The organism is Exiguobacterium sp. s11 (assembly GCF_018619015.1).
GTDB lineage: Bacteria > Bacillota > Bacilli > Exiguobacteriales > Exiguobacteriaceae > Exiguobacterium_A > Exiguobacterium_A indicum.
Map to the genome: position 1 here is coordinate 511,706 of NZ_JACSNF010000002.1, position 19,230 is coordinate 530,935.

The following is a 19,230-nucleotide window of genomic DNA, read 5'->3' on the forward strand; positions in this document are numbered from 1 at the left end:
TTAATGAAAGAAAGACAATCTTATCAATTCAACGAATTAGTCTAGTAAGATTTAACGCTAGTCGCTTGCTATCATCATGAAAGTAAGTTGACTCATTTGGGTGTAATTGGATAAAATGTAAAATTAGATGGAATTCAAAAAAGGTACCCCGGACGGAGTACCTTAAACGTATTTATAGGAAAGCGAGTGGGTTGACACTGCTTGCTGCAGACGAACCGCTGTAGGTGTAGTTTCCACGGTGGATCTCGAAGTGCAGGTGAGATCCGAATGAGTTACCAGTGCTACCGACAGCTCCGATGTTCGCGCCTTTCGGGATTGATTGACCGACAAAGACAGAACGTTTGCTAAGGTGAGCATACACGGTTGTGTACGAAATACCGTTCACTTTATGTTCGACCATGACATGGTTACCATAAGCTCCCTGATATGATGATTTGATGACTTTTCCGGCAGCAGCTGCTTTAACGGATGCTCCAGTCGGTGCTCCGAAATCGATGCCGTTATGGAACGTGTAGCCGTACTTACCGCTAGCATTCCCGTAGCCTTGCGTGATTGGTCCGCTTGTCGGACGCATGAATCCAGTCGATGAAGAGAACGATGCTTTTTTCGCTGATTTATTAGAAGTATTGTACTTCTTGACGTAACCAGAATAGACGTAGCGTTTTTCACCTTTATGCATGATTTTCGTCCAGTTCCCTGTCTGACCGAGGTATTTGAATGTTTGACCCGCATTGACGCCGTCGACGATACGGTGTTTTAACGATGGACCAGTCCGGACGCGAAGTCCATCTGCTTTAATCTTTACTTTATACGATGAGCCAGAAGAGGCTTCAACTTTACCTGTACCCGTAGCTGCAAAACCTGAAACAACGAGGGCGCTCATTGCTAACGTCGTGATTGTTCGTTTCATGAATGTTCCTCCTAAGTTGAATATCTAGTGTTGTCGTCGGAATGACATCTATAGAAGTGGATGCGTTTAGTGTGTGTTGAAGTGAGTGATGCGGTCATTTGACTAACGAGAGTATAGCATTCAAACATCAGACCTTTGTGTTTCAATTCGATTGCTAAAATATATTCTAATAACATTTGTTGTAATATTGAGTATCCATTCAATTCGAAAATCCTTTAAAATCAAGATGAATTCGTGTTACAACGAGATGAATTTGATGACAAAACGCAATCGTGGGAAATGATGAGAAAGTATGGGAATCTAATAAGAAGAGAGTAGGTAATGGGATGGATTTGACGTTTACAGTAAATCAAAAAAAGCTTAACATTCGCGCAGTGGCGCTGTTGATTCAAGATGGACATCTTTTGATTCATCGTCAAGGAGAAGATGATTTTTGGTCATTACCGGGAGGGCGTGTCCAGTTCGGTGAAAGTGGTGCCAAAGCGATCGAACGTGAGATATTAGAAGAACTCGGTCAGTCGATTGAGCCACCGGTCTTCCGTTTCCTCCATGAAAATTTCTTTGAGTACGCCGATCACCAGTTTCATGAACTAGGGATGTTTTATGAAGTCGTTTGCCGAGAGCCACTGCCACTTTCGACGGAAGACTTTTACGGTCCAGAAAGCGAAGGGTTGACGTATTGCTTCGTTCCATTCGACAAACTGGATCAGTATACGTTGTATCCAGGCGAATTATCAAAAATGCTTCAAACAAATATGTTTCCGACAATGTTGACGAATGACATCTGACTTTTCCAGAAAAACGTTTATAGATGTATCGCAAGGGAATGGTTAATCATGTAGTTCATTCCAACAGTGATAAGGGAGCTGATCGTTCATGAGAGAAGAACAGTTCGAAGCGATGCATCAAGAAGCACGAGGGCAGACGCAGGAACAACAACCCGGTGTCGAGTACGCCATGAAACCAGAACCGATTTACGATGATCCGGACTATGTCGGTTCAGGAAAACTGACGGGGAAGGTCGCGCTGATCACGGGCGGGGATAGTGGAATCGGTCGTGCCGTTGCTGTCGCTTATGCGAAAGAAGGGGCAAACGTCGCGATCGTTTACTTAAATGAGGGGAAAGACGCGGAAAAGACGAAATCGTTGATTGAAGGCTACGGGGTCAAAGCCTTAAAAATCGCAAAAGATGTCAGTCAACCGGAAAATGCACAAGAGATCATCGATACGGTCATTGCAGAATTCGGTCAATTGAACATTGTCGTCAATAATGCCGGGAAACAATTCCCGCAGGATGATTTTCTTTCGATTACACCAGATCAATTGAAGGAAACGTTCGAGACGAATGTCTTTTCGATGTTCTATTTGATTCAAGCGGCGCTTCCGCATCTGCATAAAGAAGATACAATCATCAATACCTCATCGGTGACGGCTTATCGTGGAGCGCCAACGTTGATCGATTACTCGGCGACAAAAGGGGCAATTACGACATTGACGCGCTCACTCGCCTCGAGCTTGATCGAGAAGGGAATCCGCGTTAATGCGGTCGCACCCGGTCCGATTTGGACGCCACTCATTCCGGCGACGTTCTCGAAGGAGAAAGTCGAGTCGCATGGGGATGATACGTTAATGAAACGCCGAGGACAACCGTCAGAAAATGCACCGGCCTATGTCTATCTGGCTTCTCGCGATTCAAGTTACATCACGGGTCAGACGATTCATATCAATGGCGGCGATTACATCACGTCGTAAGGGGGAAAACAAGATGAAGAAAAATCCGAATGAAGTGCCAGAACGCGAACCGGATCATCAACCGGACGAGATACCGCAGACACCACCGAGCGAGGTGCCAGATACGCCACAGGAAGACCCGGTCCGTCAGCCGGAACCGGATACGTTCCCAGAACCGACCGAGATTCCGGATACACCGCAGGAGGATCCAAATCCCTATTAATGAGTGAAGTGACCACCATCCAAAATTGGATGGTGTTTTTTTCGTGATAAAGAAGACAAACTATCTTGACAGTCAAACTGTATGGTGAGTATGATACAGAAGAGAAGTGTATTATTGTTTTAATACATTAAACAGGAAAGGGAGGTCTACCGATGCAGTTCGACCAAAGAAGCCCGGTGTACCTGCAGGTCGTCCGTTGGTTCAAACAACGAATCGCGACCGAGGAATTGCAAAGCGGGCAAGAGATCCCGTCCCGCCGCGAAATCGCCGCACAGCTCGGAATCAATCCGAATACCGCACAAAAAGCATACAAAGAGATGGAGGAGCAGCAATTGATTACGACAGAACGGAATGTCCCGAGTAAGATTACACGTGATCCACAAGTAGTTCAAAAAGTACGTGCCGAGATGCTGGAAGAAGCCGTCTCTGAATTCATCGATGCCGTCAAGGCAATTCAAATCCCACTTGATGAGGTCGTCTCGAAGGTCGAGACGGTGTATCAGGAAACGGAACGGAGGAAGATCGATGCTTGAAGTCCATGGCTTACAAAAGAAATACGGAAAAAAACCGGTTCTTCAAGGAGTCTCGTTCTCGGTTCCGATGGATCAACTGACGTGCCTGATCGGTTTGAACGGTGAAGGGAAATCGACGATCCTGAAGGCAATCGCAGGTCTCGTCCCAGTCAACGCGGGAACAGTTCTCGTCGATGGCGAGGTCAATCGAAACAAGATCGCCTTCGTTCCGGATATCCAGACGATGCCCGGCTACATGACGGTCGGTGATGCGCTGACGTATATGGCGGATTATTACTCCGACTGGAACCAGGCGACAGCGGATGAACTGATGCGGATCTTCCAGCTGTTATCGACAGATAAGATCACGGACTTATCAAAAGGGAACCAGGCGAAGGTCAGCTTGATTCTTGGTTTTGCGCTCGATCGTCCGTACTTACTACTCGACGAACCATTCGCTGGGATCGATCTGTTTACGAAAGAACAGATTGCCGGACTATTCTCGAGTCATTTCATGGAAGGGCGCGGTATCCTGATGACGACACACGAAATTCAGGAAATCGAGCATTTGATCGACCGAGTCGTCTTCTTGCAGGACGGTCGAATCATCGATGAACATGAGACGGAAGAGATGCGAGAACTGTACGGGAAATCGGTTCAGGACCGGATGCGGGAGGTCTATCAGCGATGAAACAATACATACAATTGACGAACGAAGAGATTAAGCGGAGTTTTAAGCTTTATGTGATCGTTGTTATAGCAATGATAGCGATTGAATTAACATCAATCGTTGCGCAAGTCATGTATCACGCACGGAAAGTCGAGAATTTCATGGAACTTAATCGAGTATCTGTCGCAGAAGCACTGAAACAAATCGATACTCTCGGGTACTCTGAGGCGTCCTCTTTCTTTAGTTATATAATTTTGATTGGAATGGCGATTGTTGTCATCTATGCGATTCAAATTTGGTATCGAGATTGGTTAGGAGAAACAAAGTATATTTATCGTTTATTGATGCTTCCAGGAAATCGGGCAAGCATTTTCTTCTCAAAATTGACGACAGTCTTTTTAATCATCGTAAGTTTTATTGGCATTCAGTGGTGTGTATTGAAATCAGGTTTTTATCTGTTTGATTGGTTGATTCAGCCGGAATATCAAAATCAAAGTGACTTAAGTCCAGTCCGAAACGTGATGAACGATTTTTATACGATGAATCTGATCGACTTAGGGATCATTCTCGCCATTTCACTATTCATTGTCAGTTTTATTTTCTTGTTGGTTTTGATCGAACGTTCATTCCGTAAAGGAAAAGCCATTATCAGAATTGGACTTGAAATTTTTGTTCCTGTTGCTTTAACGATTGGTATATTAGCGCTTTTAGATGAGACGCGTTACTTACTGGAGACACAGGCGATGTTTCTTCTGATTGGGTTAAGTCTCTGTTACTTCGTGTACATGATCTGGAAAAGTCTTCGATTACTGCAACGAAAAATTACGGTGTAAGGAGTATACTATGCGAACCTATAAATATATATTGTGTTTGGGAGTCATTTGTATTTTGACACTTGGAGTCTACGTCGTGTACTCTTCTTCAACAGATGAGCCCACATTTACGGTCCAAACGTTACAGGGAACTTCAGATGATCCGTTGGTGAAACAACTTCAATTCGAATTCAATGATCCTGAAAGTTATAAAACAGATTACGAAGTTACGTTAAAAGGAGAAGTTGAAAAAAAGCGAACGAATTATTTGTCTGAGTTCGCTAGAGATTACTCCGATGTGACGGATGCCCCGCGTAGTTTCCGGCATTTCATGAACCAAATCGAATTATCACGATATGAGCAAGGCAAAGAGGTATTTGGATTACACGTCAATGAAGATGGATCATGGGATCTACAATCATGGAAACGTGGAACCGAAAAGGTGCAGACTTATTCTTTACCGAAACCGGCAAAGACAAAAGGGATCTACTATCGACCGTTTCAACAAACGAAGCAAAAATTATATGTCCAACGTATTGGCGATGTTGTACAAAAACCAGGTACAAATCATATCTATGTGATTGATTTAAAGAAAAAAACAGTCCAATTAATGGACTTACCATTTCAATTAACAGAAGAGGATGAGGTACTTGCCATCTATCAGAATCGTGTCTTATACCGAAAGATGACTAATGATGCTAAGACAAGAGTTTATCTGAGAGACAATTCAACAACGACACGATTAAAGTTGTTTGAAGTTGAAGACATGTGGGATACACGTGTGATAGATGAAGGTGCCGTCGTAGGGATGACAGAGAACATGACCGAAACGAAAATCAAATGGTCGACGTTTGACTTACGAACGAAGCAATTCACGCAGCATCGTTATGATTTACCTAAACGAGATTTAAACGAAGTACAGCGCTTTGCTTCAACTACTCTTGATAATGGTTTAATCTATGCTCTCATTGAGACGAAAAAAATTGGCACATCTATCCTTGTTTTAGATGCACAGACTGAAGAAGTTCGATATGAGGGAACAATTAAATATGACATGCCTAAGAGTGACCTTCAACTCAACGGGATGACAATTAACTAAACTACGAAAAAAGTAAAATATTTGAAACTTCCTGTTTTCTTCCAACGTATAAAGACTATACAAAGGGGGAACTCACATGCAATTCTTGATTTTTGTCGTATTCGCAGGTGCTATGTATTGGTTCTACTACAATTTCTTACTTGGGTACCGTAAGAAAAACATCACGATGACGTTCGACGATCGGTTTTATTCACTCGACGAACATGTCGCAGCAATCGAACAAAAGCTCGCGACGGGCGGTCATTCGGCACGTTATCTCGGTGACCGTCGTTTTGAAGTTGATGGTAAACCTTATCTGTTCCTCGAGCGGACAGTCTCAGTCGGCGGGGTTCCGACACAACAGACGATTCTCGAGCAACAAAAAAAATAACTCTCCCCGTGCGGGAGAGTTTTATTTCGTTAGACCGGAATCCGGTCTAGGGGATGCGGTTGCTGCGACGAGCGATACCAGCGGATGATCCAGTAATCGATACCGATTTTATAAGCAAAGCGTCCTGCAGCCAGTAAGGCGATTGATGCTGCTAAGAATACTGGATTCAACGCAATCGTCCCAGCGAGTAAGTAATTGAGATTCATGATGCTTCCGACGACCAGTGCAGGAACCGTCAACAGACTAAGAATCAACAGGATCCCGACGACGAGTTCCGCGAACGGAATCAAGGCGTTGATCAGCCCGACGTTCGGTAAGGCGAGTTGCTCAATCCACGTCGCGTACCAGGAACTGACGAGTGCGTCTTCGCCCGTTGACTTCGCGAGCGCTCCTTCGAGAAACGGTTTTGCATCAAAGCCATTAATGTACTTACCGATTCCAGCGATGAACCACTGGATTCCGAGCCAGAGTCGGATGATTGTCAACAGACCGAGACCGATGATGTGTAATGCTTTCACTTTCAGACACTCCTCTACTACAACATAGTCCCCATCATACTGAAAAATCATCAGCGAGATGGGGACTATCATCATAACGTCATCGAACCGTCATCGACCTGTTACAAAAAAGGACAAGGTAACGGTTTCATGAGCGTTGATCGAGGCGATGACTGATTGCAGTTAATAAAGCAGCAACGAGCGCGACCAGTCCACCGACGAGTGCCGTGTTCATCATCGGACCGTTCGCATAGACGATGCCACCGAGTGCCGAACCAAAAGCAATCCCGACGTTACTCGCAACCGGCATCAATGAAGCGGCGAGTCCTTTTGCTTCTGGATTGAACTTTTCAGCGAGGTCAATCAAATAGATTTGTGTCGAAGTCGTCAGTAGAATCGACATCAACGACATCAAGGCGATGTTGAACAGACCAAGCGGAAGGGATGCTGTCGTGAAGTATAATGCAGCAAGAACGACTGCTTGCACGACGAAGACGAACCGTAAGCGTCCCATCGGATTTTTGCTAGCAATCTTGCCGGCAAGGATGTTACTAAAGATTGAGACGACGCCGTAAGCGAGCAAGATCGGACTGATCCACGTTTTCGCAATCCCGAGTTCTGTTTGCAGAATCGGCACGAGATATGTGTAGACGACGTAAGTTGCCCCGAATCCAAACGACGGAATAAAGAAGGCGATCAGGATCCGTGGGTTGGCGAGCAATCCAAGCTGTTCCTTAATAGAACCAGAACCCGTCGATTGCTGGACCGGAACGATCTTCCATACTGCGAGGAACGCAATCATTCCCATGACTGTCGTTAGCCAGAACGTGGCTTCAAAGCCAGCATGTTGCCCGATGAACGTTCCAATGGGGACACCGAGAACGTTCGCGAGTGTAAAACCACCGAAAATGAACGAGACGGCGACACCGCGTTTTGCGACAGGCACACCGTCACTTGCGACGACCATCGCGAGTGAGATCAAGACGCCGGTCAGGATCGCTGTCAGAATGCGGGTTGCGAGCAACACTTCGTAACTTGGAGCAAAACTACTGGCAAGGTTCAGTAAGACCCAGGCGAGTAAGAGACGTAGGATCAGGCGACGACGTTCCAGGTGACCGGTCAGCGACATGACGATCGGCGTACCGATCGCAAAGGAGATGGCAAATGCCGAGACGAGCGTACCGGCTGTTGCGATCGTGATATCAAGGGCTGAGGAGATTTCAGCGAGGATCCCGACGATGACGAATTCGCTTGTTCCGAGTACGAACGTCAGGAGCGACAACGTGGCGATCAAGAGCCAATCGCGTCGACTTAAACGAGTAGTAGGTGACATGGATGATTCCTCAATTCTAGCGCTTGCGCGCGAAACTATGAGTAACAGGATAGCATGAAACGATTTCGCCGGGTATCGCAAAGCGAGATTTCGGGAAAAGAACCATTATTCAAAATAGCGTGTGAATTTCCAGGCGTACTGTTTTTTGCGTATACTACAGAAGAAGACTACTTATAAAGGAGTGGAAACGATGCAAGCGACAGTGACATGGAACAAACAGATGGGGTTTAGTGGACAGACGGAATCAGGGCATCACCTGGCGATGGATGCAGCACCCGAAAACGGGGGTGAAAACCAAGCACCGCGACCAACTGAACTACTGCTACATGCCGTTGCCGGCTGTACCGGAATTGATATCGTTTCGATCTTAGAGAAGATGCGCTTGACGATCACCCATTTCGAAATGGATATCGAAGGAGAACGGGCAGAGGACCATCCGCGGCGTTTTACGTCGATCTCGATTCATTACCGGCTCGAAGGTGATCTCCCGGAAGATAAGGTCCGTCGCGCCATCTCGTTATCAAAGGATAAATATTGTTCGGTCTCGCAATCCCTGAACGCTGAGATTTCCGTCTATTATTCGATCAATGGTGTGCGGAGCGAGGATCCTTTGTGAAGAAAGTAGTGCTGATCGGTTGCCTGTTGCTTGCAGGGTGTGCGCAGGAGACGACGGAACCAACGAAATCATCACAACCGGAAGCGAAACAACCGACAGAAGAAAAGAAACCGAAGCCTGAGCCGACGAAGGAAGAACGACAACAAGCACAACTAAAGCAACAATTGGCAGCGATGTCGACGTCAGAAAAAATCGATCAACTGCTCTTTATCGGAGTCGCCGGCACGGAACTTTCAGCAGCTGACCGGAAATTGTTACAGACGCATGCAATTGGCGGGGTCTTATTGCTCGGCGGAAACATTACGTCGGAAGAGCAACTCTTGACGTTCACGCGTGCGATTCAAGAGACGAACCAAAAAACGTATGCCTTCGTCGGGATTGATGAAGAAGGTGGACGCGTCAGCCGGGTACCGGATCAACGATTACGGTTACCGACGAGTCAACGGATAGCGCAAGGAGCAGATGAAGTGAAAATGGAAGACGTCGGACGTACGCTCGGTCATTTGTCACAATTTTATGGTTTCAACATGGACTTCGCGCCGGTCCTTGACGTCAACAGTAATCCGAACAATCCGATCATCGGCGACCGTGCGTTAAGTGCTGATCCGAATACCGTCGCGACGCTTGGTACGGCCCTGATGCACGGGATGCAGGAGACGGGAACGATTCCGGTCGTCAAACATTTTCCCGGTCACGGCAATACGAGTGTCGATTCCCATGTCGGGCTACCGAAAGTGACGGCATCAAAGGAAGAATTGAAGCGGACGGAGCTGTTACCTTTCCAAGAAGCGATTCAAGAGGGCGCCGAGATGGTGATGGTCGCCCATATTCTCTATCCCGCGTATGACGATACGAATCCGTCCTCGCTCTCAAAGCCGATCTTGACTGACCTCTTGCGTCAACAACTCGGATTCAACGGTGTCATCATCACGGATGATCTCGTCATGGGGGCGATCACGAAACAATATGGTCTCGCAGAAGCGGCACGTCAGTCGCTCGTCAATGGAGCTGATATGGCGATGTTTTCAGAGGCAGGTGCTTACGCAAAAGTTCATGCTGAAGTGATGCAAGCCGTCAAAGACAAAACGCTGACGCCGGAGATGCTCGATGCTAAAGTAATGCGCATCCTGAAGCTAAAGCAGACGTATGCCGACAGCCAAGAGCAACAGCGACCGACGAAATCGGAGCTGATTCAGCAAGTGGAAGCGCTCAACTAGGACTAGCGAAGCAAAGCGACTCATGCTAGACTAATGGGGCAAGCCAATTAAACACGAAAAGACACTAGGGGAGTCTCCCAGCAGACTGAGACGGAAGTATCCGGACCCTTTGAACCTGATCTAGTTCGTACTAGCGGAGGGAAGTGGCTCGAAACCTTAGATATCCTTAGCGCTTCAGCGCATTTTCGGACCACTCCCTTCAACATCGGGAGTGGTCCTTTTTCGTATGGAAAGGAAGAACATGATGCGTCTACATCTGATTTCGACGGGATCCATCCATCCGCTTGATGAAATAAAGACTTTTCAATCGCTTCAACCTTATACGGATCAGCTACATCTACGTGAACCGAACTTGTCAGCAGCAGAATTACTTGATCTGATTGAAGCACTCCTTGGGCATGGTTATTCGCCTGATCAGTTAACGGTTCATGACCGGGTCGATGTCGCCCATGTCGCCGGCATCGGTGTGCAGTTGACGCGCCGGTCCTTGCGTGTCCGTGATGTGCGACGTCATTTTCCGGACCTCGTCATCGGGAAATCCGTTCATTCACTGGCAGAGGCACTGGCAGCAGAAGCGGAAGGAGCCGACCGACTGCTGTACGGTCATATATATCCGACAGCGTCGAAGCCGGACGTGCCACCACGAGGGATCGACGCATTAAAGCAAGTCGTCACCTTCACGACGAAACCAGTCATTGCGATCGGTGGGATTACACCAGAATGCATGCCTGAAATCGCAGCGACCGGTGCAACCGGAATCGCTGTCTTATCGGGTATTCTCGGTCAATCGGATCCACTCGCCGCCATCAGGCGTTACCAGGGGGTTCGCGTATGACGGATCACATCATCATCGGCGGCGGAGTCATCGGGTTGACGCTTGCTTACGGTCTCGCCTGTCAGAATGAATCCGTCGTCGTCTTAGAACGTGGAACATGCGGACGAGGAACGAGCCGCGCAGCTGCCGGGATGCTTGCGACGGACATCGAGCTGAGAGCAGAATTGCATGCACTTGCCGCGCGAAGTCGTCGTCTGTATCCACTGCTTGCACGTCGACTCGAGCGAGAAACAGGCATCGATTGTGGATACCGGGAACAACCGTTTTTGTTAAAACGTAAAGGACGCGAGCATCTGTTTCCAGCTGTCGGTCAAATCGATCCACGACGACTGACGACTGCATTGATGTATGCCTTACACGCACGTGGCATATCGATTGAAGAACAGGTAGATGTCACACGCATCGAAGAGAACGATGACTTCATTAGGATCGAATCGAATGCGGGAATCTGGACCGGACGAACGGTGACGGTCGCTGCCGGACGCGGGTCGCAAGCCTTGCTCGATACAGCTGGTATTTCGATCGCGACATATGGGGTCAAAGGAGAATGTCTCGCAGTCTGTCTCGCGGGTCAGCCGTTACGCTCGATCCTGTTTGACGACGCTGTCTACCTTGTGCCAAAAGCAGACGGACGAATTTTGATCGGTGCGACCGAACTGCCGCACGACGAGACGGTCGGTGTCAGTGTCGCTGGGATCATGTCACTGCTTCAAGCAGCAGAACGACTGTATCCACCGATTCGTGACGGGGTCATCGAAGAAGTCTGGTCCGGTGTACGACCGCAAACGGTGTCCGGCTTGCCATATATCGGAGTCACCGATTCATCCCGTCGGATCTTCCTAGCGACAGGGCATCATCGGCATGGCATATTACTCGCACCAGCGACAGCGGAAGTCTTGGTAAATACATTACGCTTGATTCAGAAGGAGGAAGTCCGATGAACATTACGATTAACGGCAATGACCACACGATCGAACAGATTAAAACGATTGAGGACATGCTCACGCAACTCGGCTTAGGGGAAAAGCTCGTCATCGTCGAACAGAATCGACAAATCATTGATCGTACGGTGTACGGTCAGACGGTCGTTCGGGACAATGACACATTTGAAATCGTTCATTTCGTAGGAGGAGGATAAACATGCTGAAAATTGGAGAAAAGACATTTGAATCACGATTATTACTCGGAACAGGGAAATATACGGATGCTACGGTACAGCAGAAAGCGATCGATGCGTCCGCTTCACAAATCTTGACGTTCGCCGTCCGTCGGCTCGACATCTTTGACAAACAACAAGCGAATTTTTTGGAGTCGCTTGATTTAGCGAAGTACGATTTACTGCCGAACACGGCCGGTGCGAAGACGGCGGAGGAAGCTGTTCGGCTTGCGAAGCTTGCGCGGGCATCCGGTATGTGCGACATGGTTAAGGTCGAAGTGATCGGTTGCGATAAGACGTTACTACCGGACCCGATCGAGACGTTGCGGGCTTCTGAAGAATTACTTAAAGAAGGCTTCATCGTCTTACCGTATACGTCGGACGACGTCGTCCTTGCACGACGACTCGAAGAACTCGGTTGTCACGCCATCATGCCGGCGGCGTCACCGATCGGCTCCGGACAAGGTATTCTCAATCCGCTCCATTTGCAATTCATCATCGAGCAGACGACGGTCCCGGTCATCGTCGACGCCGGGATCGGTTCACCGACCGACGTCGCCTATGCGATGGAACTGGGTGCGGATGGTGTCTTATTGAACTCAGCTGTCGCTCATGCCCAAGATCCGGTCAAGATGGCGCGTGCGTTGCGACTAGCTGTCGAAGCAGGGCGCCTCGGTTACGAAGCGGGACGTATCGAGAAGAAACAATATGCGGTCGCGAGTAGTCCAACGAGTGGATTGATTCGATGAACCGTTACTCACGGCAAACTCGATTTCAACCGATCGGGGAAGCGGGACAAGCACGCTTGGCATCAGCGAAGGTACTGATCATCGGCATGGGAGCGCTCGGAACGGCGTCGGCAGAGCAACTCGCCCGCGCCGGTGTCGGTGTCGTTCGAATCGTCGACCGCGATTATGTCGAGTGGAGTAATCTACAACGACAACAGCTTTATACCGAGGACGATGCGCGTCACATCGTACCAAAAGCGATTGCCGCAAAAGCACGGCTTGAAGCGATTAATTCGACAGTGACGATCGAAGCGCATGTAGTAGACGTCGACCGGGCAGCGCTGACGTGGCTTCTCGATGATATCGATTTGATCATCGACGCAACGGACAATTTCGATATTCGCTTGATAATGAACGACATGGCGTTGATGCGTTCGATTCCGTGGATTTATGGTGGCTGCGTTGGCAGTTATGGGATCACGTTCACCGTCCGTCCCGGAGAGACGCCGTGTCTGCATTGTCTGCTCGATCAATTACCGCGTGATCAGGAGACGTGTGATACGGCGGGAATCATCGGACCAGCTGTACAGATGGTTGCTTCCTTGCAGGTGACAGAAGCATTGAAGTGGTTGAGCGGAAAGACGGACGCCATGCGGACGCGCTTGCTTGCGTTTGATGTCTGGTCGAATACGTTTCAACAAATTAACGTCCAGTCACTGAAGCAAATGGAGTGCCCGTCGTGCGGCATCGAACCGTCCTATCCTTACTTATCGGATCAAACGGTTCATTTCACGGCACTGTGCGGTCGGGATGCCGTTCAAATCCGGGGAGACGGACAGCGGGATCTGGAACAGTTGAAACAACGTCTCCAGCCGGTCGCTGCGATTTCCGCCCATAATCCATATTTGCTGGCGTTTACGACGGACGAACATCGGATGGTCGCTTTCCGAGATGGACGTGTTCTGATTCATGGCGAGGCGGATCTCGTTAAAGCGAAGCGGCTCTATCATGCCTATTTCGGCTAACGTTCACAAAACATTAAAAACTAATTTTAAATATATATGTTTTAAATGTTTGAAAAACAGGTAAATAAGACTTCAGACGTAAATCGGTCTACAAGTTTTGAACGTGAAGAGGAGTGATTCAGATGAAACAAGAATTCGATCCAATCAAGGATCAAGCACAGACGGAAGACGCCCAAGCAGTTGTTCAGCAAGCCAACTGGAATCCGGATCGGTACCGGACGAACTTGAACCCATTCTATCTGTCACCTTGTAGTGTCGAACGTAGAGAAGACGTGCATCAGGATGCATCGAAAATTCTCGAAGTCGAGACGTCGTCGCCCCTCCAACAACTTTTTGAACACAATCAAGCAACGCATAAATCAGAACAATCGGGCAAAAAATTCAAGACAGGCATCGTTGTCGGTGTCGGTGCGATCATCGGCGGATCGGTTTCTGTGATTCGTTCCGTTCAACGCTTTAGAAAACAACGGACGAAATAACACATTCGTCGCAAGAGTGAAAAAAGCAGGAGGCATTCGCCTTCTGCTTTTTTGTATATCCCCTCAATCTACAAGTAAAATGAGGGCGATATGTGTTCATTTTTTTATGAAATCAAAAATCATGAACCGGTTACGTTATCGAATACAGCAGATTTACCGTTTAAATAGACATCGATGATTTCATGCTTAGAATCTAATGTTAATTTAAAGACATGTTGTTTCATTTTCTTACTAGTATCGTTAGATTCGTCCAATTTTAGTTTCACTGTATCTTCTTTTGATTCGAGATCAGTAGTAATTGTTTTCTTTGTGTTATAGACAATATAGGCGATATCATCTTTCGTGTTAATCAATTGCAAAGTAGAGTCAGGATTAATTTTCATTTGTACATCGTTAGGTATTGTCTGTAACTCAGTCAAACTGAGTTACAGACTCGTTGATGCTACAGGCAGATAATAAAGTACATAACAGAGCTAACAATATAAGTTTTTTCACGTTTTACCTCCTCATATTTCAATGGATGATCCATAACGATTAAAGTTTACGAGAGTCCTGACATGATTCAATTATTACTTGAGTTATAACGACACTAGCTTAACACAAAATACATTTATTGGATATTGAGAGTGACCGGAAGTAAGGTTTTTCAAAACATCAAAATTTCGTCAGATTTGTTTGAGCATCGTATAAATCACCTAAGAAATTCAGGTGAAAGATAACGCATAGTGCTTCTCTTCAATAATAAAAAGTATAATTTTTATTTCTTCAAATTCATTGTTGAGTCGCTAAGAAATATGATGACTCCTGCTTTTTGTGTTCCAAACGGATGTTCGTCGCAGAACGACCGCTTGCATGCTACACTTAAGCTACTATATTCAAAAAGTGAGTGTGATGAAGATGAAATGGATACATACTGCCGATTGGCATCTCGGCAAAATCGTTCATGGCGAGTCGATGCTCGAGAACCAGCGGGCGGTCTTAGCGGATTTTTTGACACTCGTCGACCGCGAACAACCGGATGCGATCGTCATTGCAGGTGACTTGTACGACCGCGCTGTACCACCAACGGAAGCCGTCGAACTGCTTGACGAGACGCTCGCTGCCTTGATTCTCGATCGAGACATCCCGGTCGTTGCGATCAGCGGAAATCACGATTCGGCCGAACGGTTAAGTTTCGGAACGACGTTACTCCAACGGGCCGGACTGCATCTCGTCGGAAAACTAACGCCGGTCATTACTCCGGTCACGATTAAAGGAGTGTCGTTCTATCCAGTGCCATTTGCCGATCCTGCGACCGTTCGGTACGTGTACAAGGACGAAACGATCAAGACACATGATGATGCGATGCGGACGATCCTTGCCGGGTGTAGTCCGGACGGACCGAGTGTCCTCGTCGGTCATGCCTTTGTGATCGGTGGACTCGAGACGGATTCGGAGCGGCAATTGTCCGTCGGAACGGCAGGACAGGTCAGTGCGAGTCAGTTTGCACCGTTTACGTATACGGCACTCGGTCATTTGCACAATCCGCTTGCGATTCAATCCGAGACGGTTCGCTACAGCGGATCGCTCTTGAAATATTCATTCTCGGAAGCCCATCATGTCAAAGGAGTCGATGTGTTGACGTTGAACGATGCGGGTACGTTCGATCGTCGGTTCGAACCACTTGCACCAAAACGTGATTTACGGGAACTGACTGGAAGTCTCACTGAACTGACAGATTCGGCATTCGTCGCGACACAAGACACGGACGATTACTTAAAGATCAACCTAACGGACGGTGAAGCCTTGATGGATCCGATGGGCAAGCTGAAGAAAATCTATCCGAACATCCTGCACCTCGAGCGAATCGGATTCGTCCGCGAGAGTACGCGGGCAGTCAAGGCGTCGCGTGAACAAGTCAAGGATGCATCCGTTGCGGATCTATTCAGTGAGTTCTATGAAGCAGTCCGTGAGAAGAAACCGACGGAAGCGATGCAAGCCGTCCTGAAGGAGGAAGCGACATGCGCCCAGAACGACTGACATTACGTGCCTTTGGACCGTTTGCTGGTGAAGAGACGATTGATTTCACGGCACTTGCCGGACGGACGATGTTCGTCATCTCCGGGAATACCGGAGCAGGAAAAACGACGATCTTTGACGCATTGACGTTCGCCCTGTATGGCGAGACGTCTGGCGGCGAACGGGAAATGAGCGAACTGCGAAGTCATTTTGCCGTGCCCGAGCAAAAGACAGAAGTTGAACTGGAGTTTACGCTGAAAGGGGAACGGTACCGGATCATCCGCCAACCGAGTCAACCGCATCCGGTCAATAAAACGGGCTACTCGCATGAAGCGGAGCTCGCTCGGTTCGACGGAACGACGTGGAAACCGCTCGCGGTCAAGATTCCGGAAATCAAGCAACGGGTTCAAGAGCTGATTCAGCTCGACCATAAACAGTTTTCGCAAATTCTCCTGTTGCCGCAAAATAAGTTCCGCGAACTGTTGATGGCAGAGTCAAAAGACAAACTCCAGATTCTCAAACAGCTGTTTAAGACGGAACACTATGGTGAGTTCCAGCAACGTTTGCACCGACAAGCGCTCAATCTTGCGGCACGCATCAAGGAAACGAAGACGAAGCAATGGGCCAAGCTTGAGGAACTACCTGTGCAAGCGAACTGGAGTGAACTGACGGAAGGCGACATCCGGTTACGGATGGAAGCGTTGACGACCGAACGGGACGAGTGGTTAACGGCTGCACGTAAAGCTGAAGTAGAGACCCGTGCGATTGTCGAGAAGAAAACGACGCAATTGCAACAAGGCGAGCAACTCGAAGCGGTTTTCCAAGAGCAGGAGCGACTTCAACAGACGGAACAGTTACTACTGGATCGCCTACCGGAAATCAAACAGATGCAAGAAGAAGCAATGGCGGCTGAACGCGCTCAAATCGTCGCACCGATCTATGACCAGTGGCAACAGGATCAAGAACAATTGACGCAACTCACGCATCGAAAACAGGAAACTGAACAGCACATCGCTCGCTTGAAAGAGCAACAAGAGGTCGTTCAAGCAAAAGTGGATCGATTGCTAGCGGAGGAACCACAGATCGAGCAACTCAGTCGTCGCCTCGAAAAGATTCAAGAAGAACGCGAACGGTTGGAAGCAGAAACGGCTTTACGACAACAACAGCAACAACTAATCGAACGTTCGAAGCTTCTGGACCCAGAGCCATTACGGAAGCAACTCGAACAAGCACGGACGGAGCGTAAGACTGTTCAAGAACAACTGCATCCATTGCAAAACATCGGAGCAGAGCGCTTAAAGGTGCAAGAACGGCGCTTCATCCTGCAACAGTTGGCGACGAAGATGGCGGAACATGACAAATTGGAAGCAGAACGGCAACAGCTGATTGTCCGCGGCAAAAGCGTTCGGGATCAAAAAGAGGCAGCAGCGCGCCAATACGAAGAAGCGCGCATATACGAACGGGAACAACTGGCTGCTGAACTTGCCAAAGGATTGACAGACGGGACGGCTTGCCCAGTCTGCGGCAGTACGTCGCATCCACAGCATGCTGTCGCCGTCGTAAAGGAACTATCCGTCGATGTAGCGCAACAGCGGTTCCTAGAAGCCCAACAAGCGCATCAAGAGTTACAAGCCTCGTACCGAACGGTTGCCGAACGTCTCGGACAACTGACGACCGATATTCAAAAGACGAGTGAAAACGAGTCATCTCATGCAGATGTTTCAGCACAGCTTCGGGAAGTCGAACAGACGGAAGCCCGATTAGCGTCAGCACAGATGGAAAAAGCGCGTCTTGAGACTCGCCTGCAACAACTCGAGCAATCCATGGATCAGCTACAACTGAAAATCGATGCAATGATCAAAGACCGGACCGGCATTGAATCGGAATTGGCACACTTGTCGGGTCGTCTGAGTCAATCAGGAGAGTCCGAGAAATCGCTACCAGCACTCCGTGAGGAACAACAACAGGCAGAAACACGTATCGAGCAGTTCAAACAAGTCAAACAGCAACAGTTACGCGAGAAGGAACAGCTTGATCGTGACTTTGCGGAACACCAAGGTCGATTCCGTCAATTGACGGAGGCATCTGCTGAACAAAACGACCGATTAACGAACCGCGAAAACGAATTACACGCAGTCCTGACAGAAGAAATGTTTCTGACGATCGAAGCCTTCCGTGAAGCGAGACGGTCTCGTGACGAACTCCGTCAACTCCAAGAACGTTTAGAACAAGACCGTTTAGCGCGGCAGGAATTAAAGTTGAAACAGGAACAAGCCCGCTTGAAGACGGAAGGTCAAGTGCGTCCAGACCTTGAACAGTTGCGGATGGATGTGAAGACGTCGTCGCTCGAACTGACGGAGCAGACCGACCGACGTGTCGGGCTTGAGAAGGAACGTGCACACATCGATCAATTGATCGCGGCTTGGGAGAACTTGCAACGCCAGATTGAAGACGAGGATGCGAGATACGGGGTCATCGGTGAACTCGCTCGCGTTGGTGTCGGGGAGAATGCGCAACGGATGACGTTCGAGACGTATGTCCAGACGGCATACTTCGATGAAATATTGTTCGCCGCAAACCGGCATCTGCACGAGATGACCTCTGGTCGTTTCCAGCTCGAACGGAAAACGGAGGCGGGAAAAGGACTCAAGAAATACGGGCTTGATTTAAATGTCTTTGACGCATACACGTCGCAAACACGACACGTCAAGACGTTATCCGGTGGCGAAAGCTTCAAAGCATCCCTTGCGCTTGCGCTCGGACTGTCGGAAGTCGTGCAAGAAGCCAGCGGTGGGGTATCACTTGAGACGATGTTCATCGATGAAGGATTCGGAACACTTGACCCGGAATCACTCGAACAAGCGATCGAGACGTTGCTCTCGATTCAAGCGAGCGGTCGCATGGTCGGAATCATCAGTCACGTCCAGGAACTGAAGTCACGAGTTGACGCAAAAATCGAGGTCAAACAAGGAAAAACGGGGTCGACGATTGCACTAGTCGTCGAGTAAGGAGATAAGAT

Annotated in this window: 22 protein-coding genes and 1 riboswitch; of the genes, 18 read left to right on the forward strand and 4 right to left on the reverse strand. The window is 48.3% G+C overall.

Translation table 11 applies throughout. The features are described from left to right. Positions 1-172 precede the first annotated feature (172 nt). Positions 173-910 carry a peptidoglycan DD-metalloendopeptidase family protein gene (locus KNQ12_RS10235; RefSeq protein ID WP_214747929.1) on the reverse strand — a complete coding sequence of 246 codons (738 nt, stop codon included), beginning with the start codon at positions 908-910 and terminating at the stop codon, positions 173-175. A gap of 326 nt (positions 911-1,236) precedes the next feature. Between KNQ12_RS10235 and KNQ12_RS10240 the strand changes: the two genes are divergently transcribed. The 8 genes from KNQ12_RS10240 (at position 1,237) to KNQ12_RS10275 (ending at position 6,327) form a co-directional block, all read left to right on the forward strand. Beyond that, the gene (locus tag KNQ12_RS10240; RefSeq protein ID WP_214747932.1) at positions 1,237-1,698 is read left to right on the forward strand and encodes an NUDIX hydrolase; all 462 of its coding nucleotides are present in this window, start codon (positions 1,237-1,239) and stop codon (positions 1,696-1,698) included. Positions 1,699-1,786: 88 nt separating this feature from the next. Then, a complete protein-coding gene (locus KNQ12_RS10245; protein WP_058265245.1) occupies positions 1,787-2,662 on the forward strand; it encodes an SDR family oxidoreductase in 876 nt (291 codons plus the stop codon). A 13-nt stretch (positions 2,663-2,675) separates the two neighbouring features. After that, positions 2,676-2,864, forward strand: a complete 189-nt coding sequence (locus tag KNQ12_RS10250) for a hypothetical protein (RefSeq protein ID WP_029341324.1) — start codon at positions 2,676-2,678, stop codon at positions 2,862-2,864. A 152-nt stretch (positions 2,865-3,016) separates the two neighbouring features. Next, the gene (locus KNQ12_RS10255; RefSeq protein WP_023467846.1) at positions 3,017-3,397 is read left to right on the forward strand and encodes a GntR family transcriptional regulator; all 381 of its coding nucleotides are present in this window, start codon (positions 3,017-3,019) and stop codon (positions 3,395-3,397) included. Then, positions 3,390-4,067 carry an ATP-binding cassette domain-containing protein gene (locus KNQ12_RS10260; protein ID WP_055967275.1) on the forward strand — a complete coding sequence of 226 codons (678 nt, stop codon included), beginning with the start codon at positions 3,390-3,392 and terminating at the stop codon, positions 4,065-4,067. Before KNQ12_RS10255 ends, KNQ12_RS10260 begins: the two co-directional genes overlap by 8 nt. Then, entirely contained in the window at positions 4,064-4,879 is an 816-nt protein-coding gene (locus KNQ12_RS10265) for a hypothetical protein (RefSeq protein ID WP_214747936.1), read from the forward strand. The genes KNQ12_RS10260 and KNQ12_RS10265 overlap by 4 nt, the downstream gene beginning before the upstream one ends. A 148-nt stretch (positions 4,880-5,027) precedes the next feature. Further along, a complete protein-coding gene (locus KNQ12_RS10270) occupies positions 5,028-5,957 on the forward strand; it encodes a hypothetical protein (protein WP_214775443.1) in 930 nt (309 codons plus the stop codon). Between the two features lie 76 nt (positions 5,958-6,033). Beyond that, on the forward strand, positions 6,034-6,327 hold the full coding sequence (locus KNQ12_RS10275) for a hypothetical protein (RefSeq protein ID WP_055967286.1): 294 nt from the start codon (positions 6,034-6,036) through the stop codon (positions 6,325-6,327). A 29-nt stretch (positions 6,328-6,356) separates the two neighbouring features. Here the strand turns inward: KNQ12_RS10275 and KNQ12_RS10280 are convergent, their stop codons facing one another. Together KNQ12_RS10280 and KNQ12_RS10285 are read right to left on the reverse strand one after the other, a co-directional pair. Then, a complete protein-coding gene (locus KNQ12_RS10280; RefSeq protein ID WP_058265248.1) occupies positions 6,357-6,845 on the reverse strand; it encodes a DoxX family membrane protein in 489 nt (162 codons plus the stop codon). 127 nt (positions 6,846-6,972) lie between these two features. Continuing rightward, positions 6,973-8,157: an MFS transporter gene (locus tag KNQ12_RS10285; RefSeq protein WP_023467852.1), complete on the reverse strand. Its 1,185-nt coding sequence runs from the start codon at positions 8,155-8,157 to the stop codon at positions 6,973-6,975. Positions 8,158-8,347: 190 nt separating this feature from the next. Between KNQ12_RS10285 and KNQ12_RS10290 the strand changes: the two genes are divergently transcribed. The 8 genes from KNQ12_RS10290 to KNQ12_RS10325 all read left to right on the forward strand — a co-directional run bounded on the left by KNQ12_RS10290 (position 8,348) and on the right by KNQ12_RS10325 (position 14,213). Continuing rightward, positions 8,348-8,773, forward strand: a complete 426-nt coding sequence (locus KNQ12_RS10290; protein WP_023467853.1) for an OsmC family protein — start codon at positions 8,348-8,350, stop codon at positions 8,771-8,773. Next, the gene (gene nagZ / locus KNQ12_RS10295; protein ID WP_058265249.1) at positions 8,770-9,990 is read left to right on the forward strand and encodes a beta-N-acetylhexosaminidase; all 1,221 of its coding nucleotides are present in this window, start codon (positions 8,770-8,772) and stop codon (positions 9,988-9,990) included. Before KNQ12_RS10290 ends, nagZ begins: the two co-directional genes overlap by 4 nt. Before the next feature lie 56 nt (positions 9,991-10,046). After that, a riboswitch (TPP riboswitch) is annotated at positions 10,047-10,149 on the forward strand. Positions 10,150-10,231: 82 nt separating this feature from the next. Then, positions 10,232-10,825: a thiamine phosphate synthase gene (locus KNQ12_RS10300; RefSeq protein ID WP_058265250.1), complete on the forward strand. Its 594-nt coding sequence runs from the start codon at positions 10,232-10,234 to the stop codon at positions 10,823-10,825. Next, complete coding sequence (locus KNQ12_RS10305) at positions 10,822-11,766, forward strand: FAD-dependent oxidoreductase (RefSeq protein WP_214747939.1); 945 nt, start codon at positions 10,822-10,824, stop codon at positions 11,764-11,766. Before KNQ12_RS10300 ends, KNQ12_RS10305 begins: the two co-directional genes overlap by 4 nt. Beyond that, entirely contained in the window at positions 11,763-11,963 is a 201-nt protein-coding gene (thiS, locus tag KNQ12_RS10310; protein ID WP_058265252.1) for a sulfur carrier protein ThiS, read from the forward strand. Before KNQ12_RS10305 ends, thiS begins: the two co-directional genes overlap by 4 nt. 2 nt (positions 11,964-11,965) lie before the next feature. Beyond that, entirely contained in the window at positions 11,966-12,730 is a 765-nt protein-coding gene (locus KNQ12_RS10315; RefSeq protein ID WP_058265253.1) for a thiazole synthase, read from the forward strand. Next, entirely contained in the window at positions 12,727-13,734 is a 1,008-nt protein-coding gene (locus KNQ12_RS10320; RefSeq protein ID WP_214747942.1) for a ThiF family adenylyltransferase, read from the forward strand. The genes KNQ12_RS10315 and KNQ12_RS10320 overlap by 4 nt, the downstream gene beginning before the upstream one ends. A gap of 122 nt (positions 13,735-13,856) precedes the next feature. After that, positions 13,857-14,213 carry a hypothetical protein gene (locus KNQ12_RS10325; RefSeq protein ID WP_023467859.1) on the forward strand — a complete coding sequence of 119 codons (357 nt, stop codon included), beginning with the start codon at positions 13,857-13,859 and terminating at the stop codon, positions 14,211-14,213. A gap of 119 nt (positions 14,214-14,332) precedes the next feature. On the opposite strand, the gene KNQ12_RS10330 is transcribed toward KNQ12_RS10325, so the two are convergent. Next, positions 14,333-14,632 (reverse strand): hypothetical protein, encoded by a 300-nt coding sequence (locus tag KNQ12_RS10330; protein ID WP_214775445.1) that lies wholly within the window; start codon positions 14,630-14,632, stop codon positions 14,333-14,335. 478 nt (positions 14,633-15,110) lie between these two features. Between KNQ12_RS10330 and KNQ12_RS10335 the strand changes: the two genes are divergently transcribed. Both KNQ12_RS10335 and KNQ12_RS10340 read left to right on the forward strand, forming a co-directional pair. Beyond that, positions 15,111-16,232, forward strand: a complete 1,122-nt coding sequence (locus tag KNQ12_RS10335) for an exonuclease SbcCD subunit D (protein ID WP_075642625.1) — start codon at positions 15,111-15,113, stop codon at positions 16,230-16,232. Further along, positions 16,214-19,219: an SbcC/MukB-like Walker B domain-containing protein gene (locus KNQ12_RS10340; protein ID WP_214747958.1), complete on the forward strand. Its 3,006-nt coding sequence runs from the start codon at positions 16,214-16,216 to the stop codon at positions 19,217-19,219. The genes KNQ12_RS10335 and KNQ12_RS10340 overlap by 19 nt, the downstream gene beginning before the upstream one ends. The last annotated feature ends 11 nt before the right edge of the window (positions 19,220-19,230 follow it).

Excerpts from the sequence above, each read along its gene's own strand:
- KNQ12_RS10235 (WP_214747929.1), bottom strand. The coding sequence starts at position 910 with ATGAAACGAACAATCACGACGTTAGCAATGAGCGCCCTCGTTGTTTCA.
- KNQ12_RS10240 (WP_214747932.1), top strand. The coding sequence starts at position 1,237 with ATGGATTTGACGTTTACAGTAAATCAAAAAAAGCTTAACATTCGCGCA.
- KNQ12_RS10245 (WP_058265245.1), top strand. The coding sequence starts at position 1,787 with ATGAGAGAAGAACAGTTCGAAGCGATGCATCAAGAAGCACGAGGGCAG.
- KNQ12_RS10250 (WP_029341324.1), top strand. The coding sequence starts at position 2,676 with ATGAAGAAAAATCCGAATGAAGTGCCAGAACGCGAACCGGATCATCAA.
- KNQ12_RS10255 (WP_023467846.1), top strand. The coding sequence starts at position 3,017 with ATGCAGTTCGACCAAAGAAGCCCGGTGTACCTGCAGGTCGTCCGTTGG.
- KNQ12_RS10260 (WP_055967275.1), top strand. The coding sequence starts at position 3,390 with ATGCTTGAAGTCCATGGCTTACAAAAGAAATACGGAAAAAAACCGGTT.
- KNQ12_RS10265 (WP_214747936.1), top strand. The coding sequence starts at position 4,064 with ATGAAACAATACATACAATTGACGAACGAAGAGATTAAGCGGAGTTTT.
- KNQ12_RS10275 (WP_055967286.1), top strand. The coding sequence starts at position 6,034 with ATGCAATTCTTGATTTTTGTCGTATTCGCAGGTGCTATGTATTGGTTC.
- KNQ12_RS10285 (WP_023467852.1), bottom strand. The coding sequence starts at position 8,157 with ATGTCACCTACTACTCGTTTAAGTCGACGCGATTGGCTCTTGATCGCC.
- KNQ12_RS10290 (WP_023467853.1), top strand. The coding sequence starts at position 8,348 with ATGCAAGCGACAGTGACATGGAACAAACAGATGGGGTTTAGTGGACAG.
- KNQ12_RS10300 (WP_058265250.1), top strand. The coding sequence starts at position 10,232 with ATGATGCGTCTACATCTGATTTCGACGGGATCCATCCATCCGCTTGAT.
- KNQ12_RS10305 (WP_214747939.1), top strand. The coding sequence starts at position 10,822 with ATGACGGATCACATCATCATCGGCGGCGGAGTCATCGGGTTGACGCTT.
- thiS (WP_058265252.1), top strand. The coding sequence starts at position 11,763 with ATGAACATTACGATTAACGGCAATGACCACACGATCGAACAGATTAAA.
- KNQ12_RS10315 (WP_058265253.1), top strand. The coding sequence starts at position 11,966 with ATGCTGAAAATTGGAGAAAAGACATTTGAATCACGATTATTACTCGGA.
- KNQ12_RS10320 (WP_214747942.1), top strand. The coding sequence starts at position 12,727 with ATGAACCGTTACTCACGGCAAACTCGATTTCAACCGATCGGGGAAGCG.
- KNQ12_RS10325 (WP_023467859.1), top strand. The coding sequence starts at position 13,857 with ATGAAACAAGAATTCGATCCAATCAAGGATCAAGCACAGACGGAAGAC.
- KNQ12_RS10335 (WP_075642625.1), top strand. The coding sequence starts at position 15,111 with ATGAAATGGATACATACTGCCGATTGGCATCTCGGCAAAATCGTTCAT.
- KNQ12_RS10340 (WP_214747958.1), top strand. The coding sequence starts at position 16,214 with ATGCGCCCAGAACGACTGACATTACGTGCCTTTGGACCGTTTGCTGGT.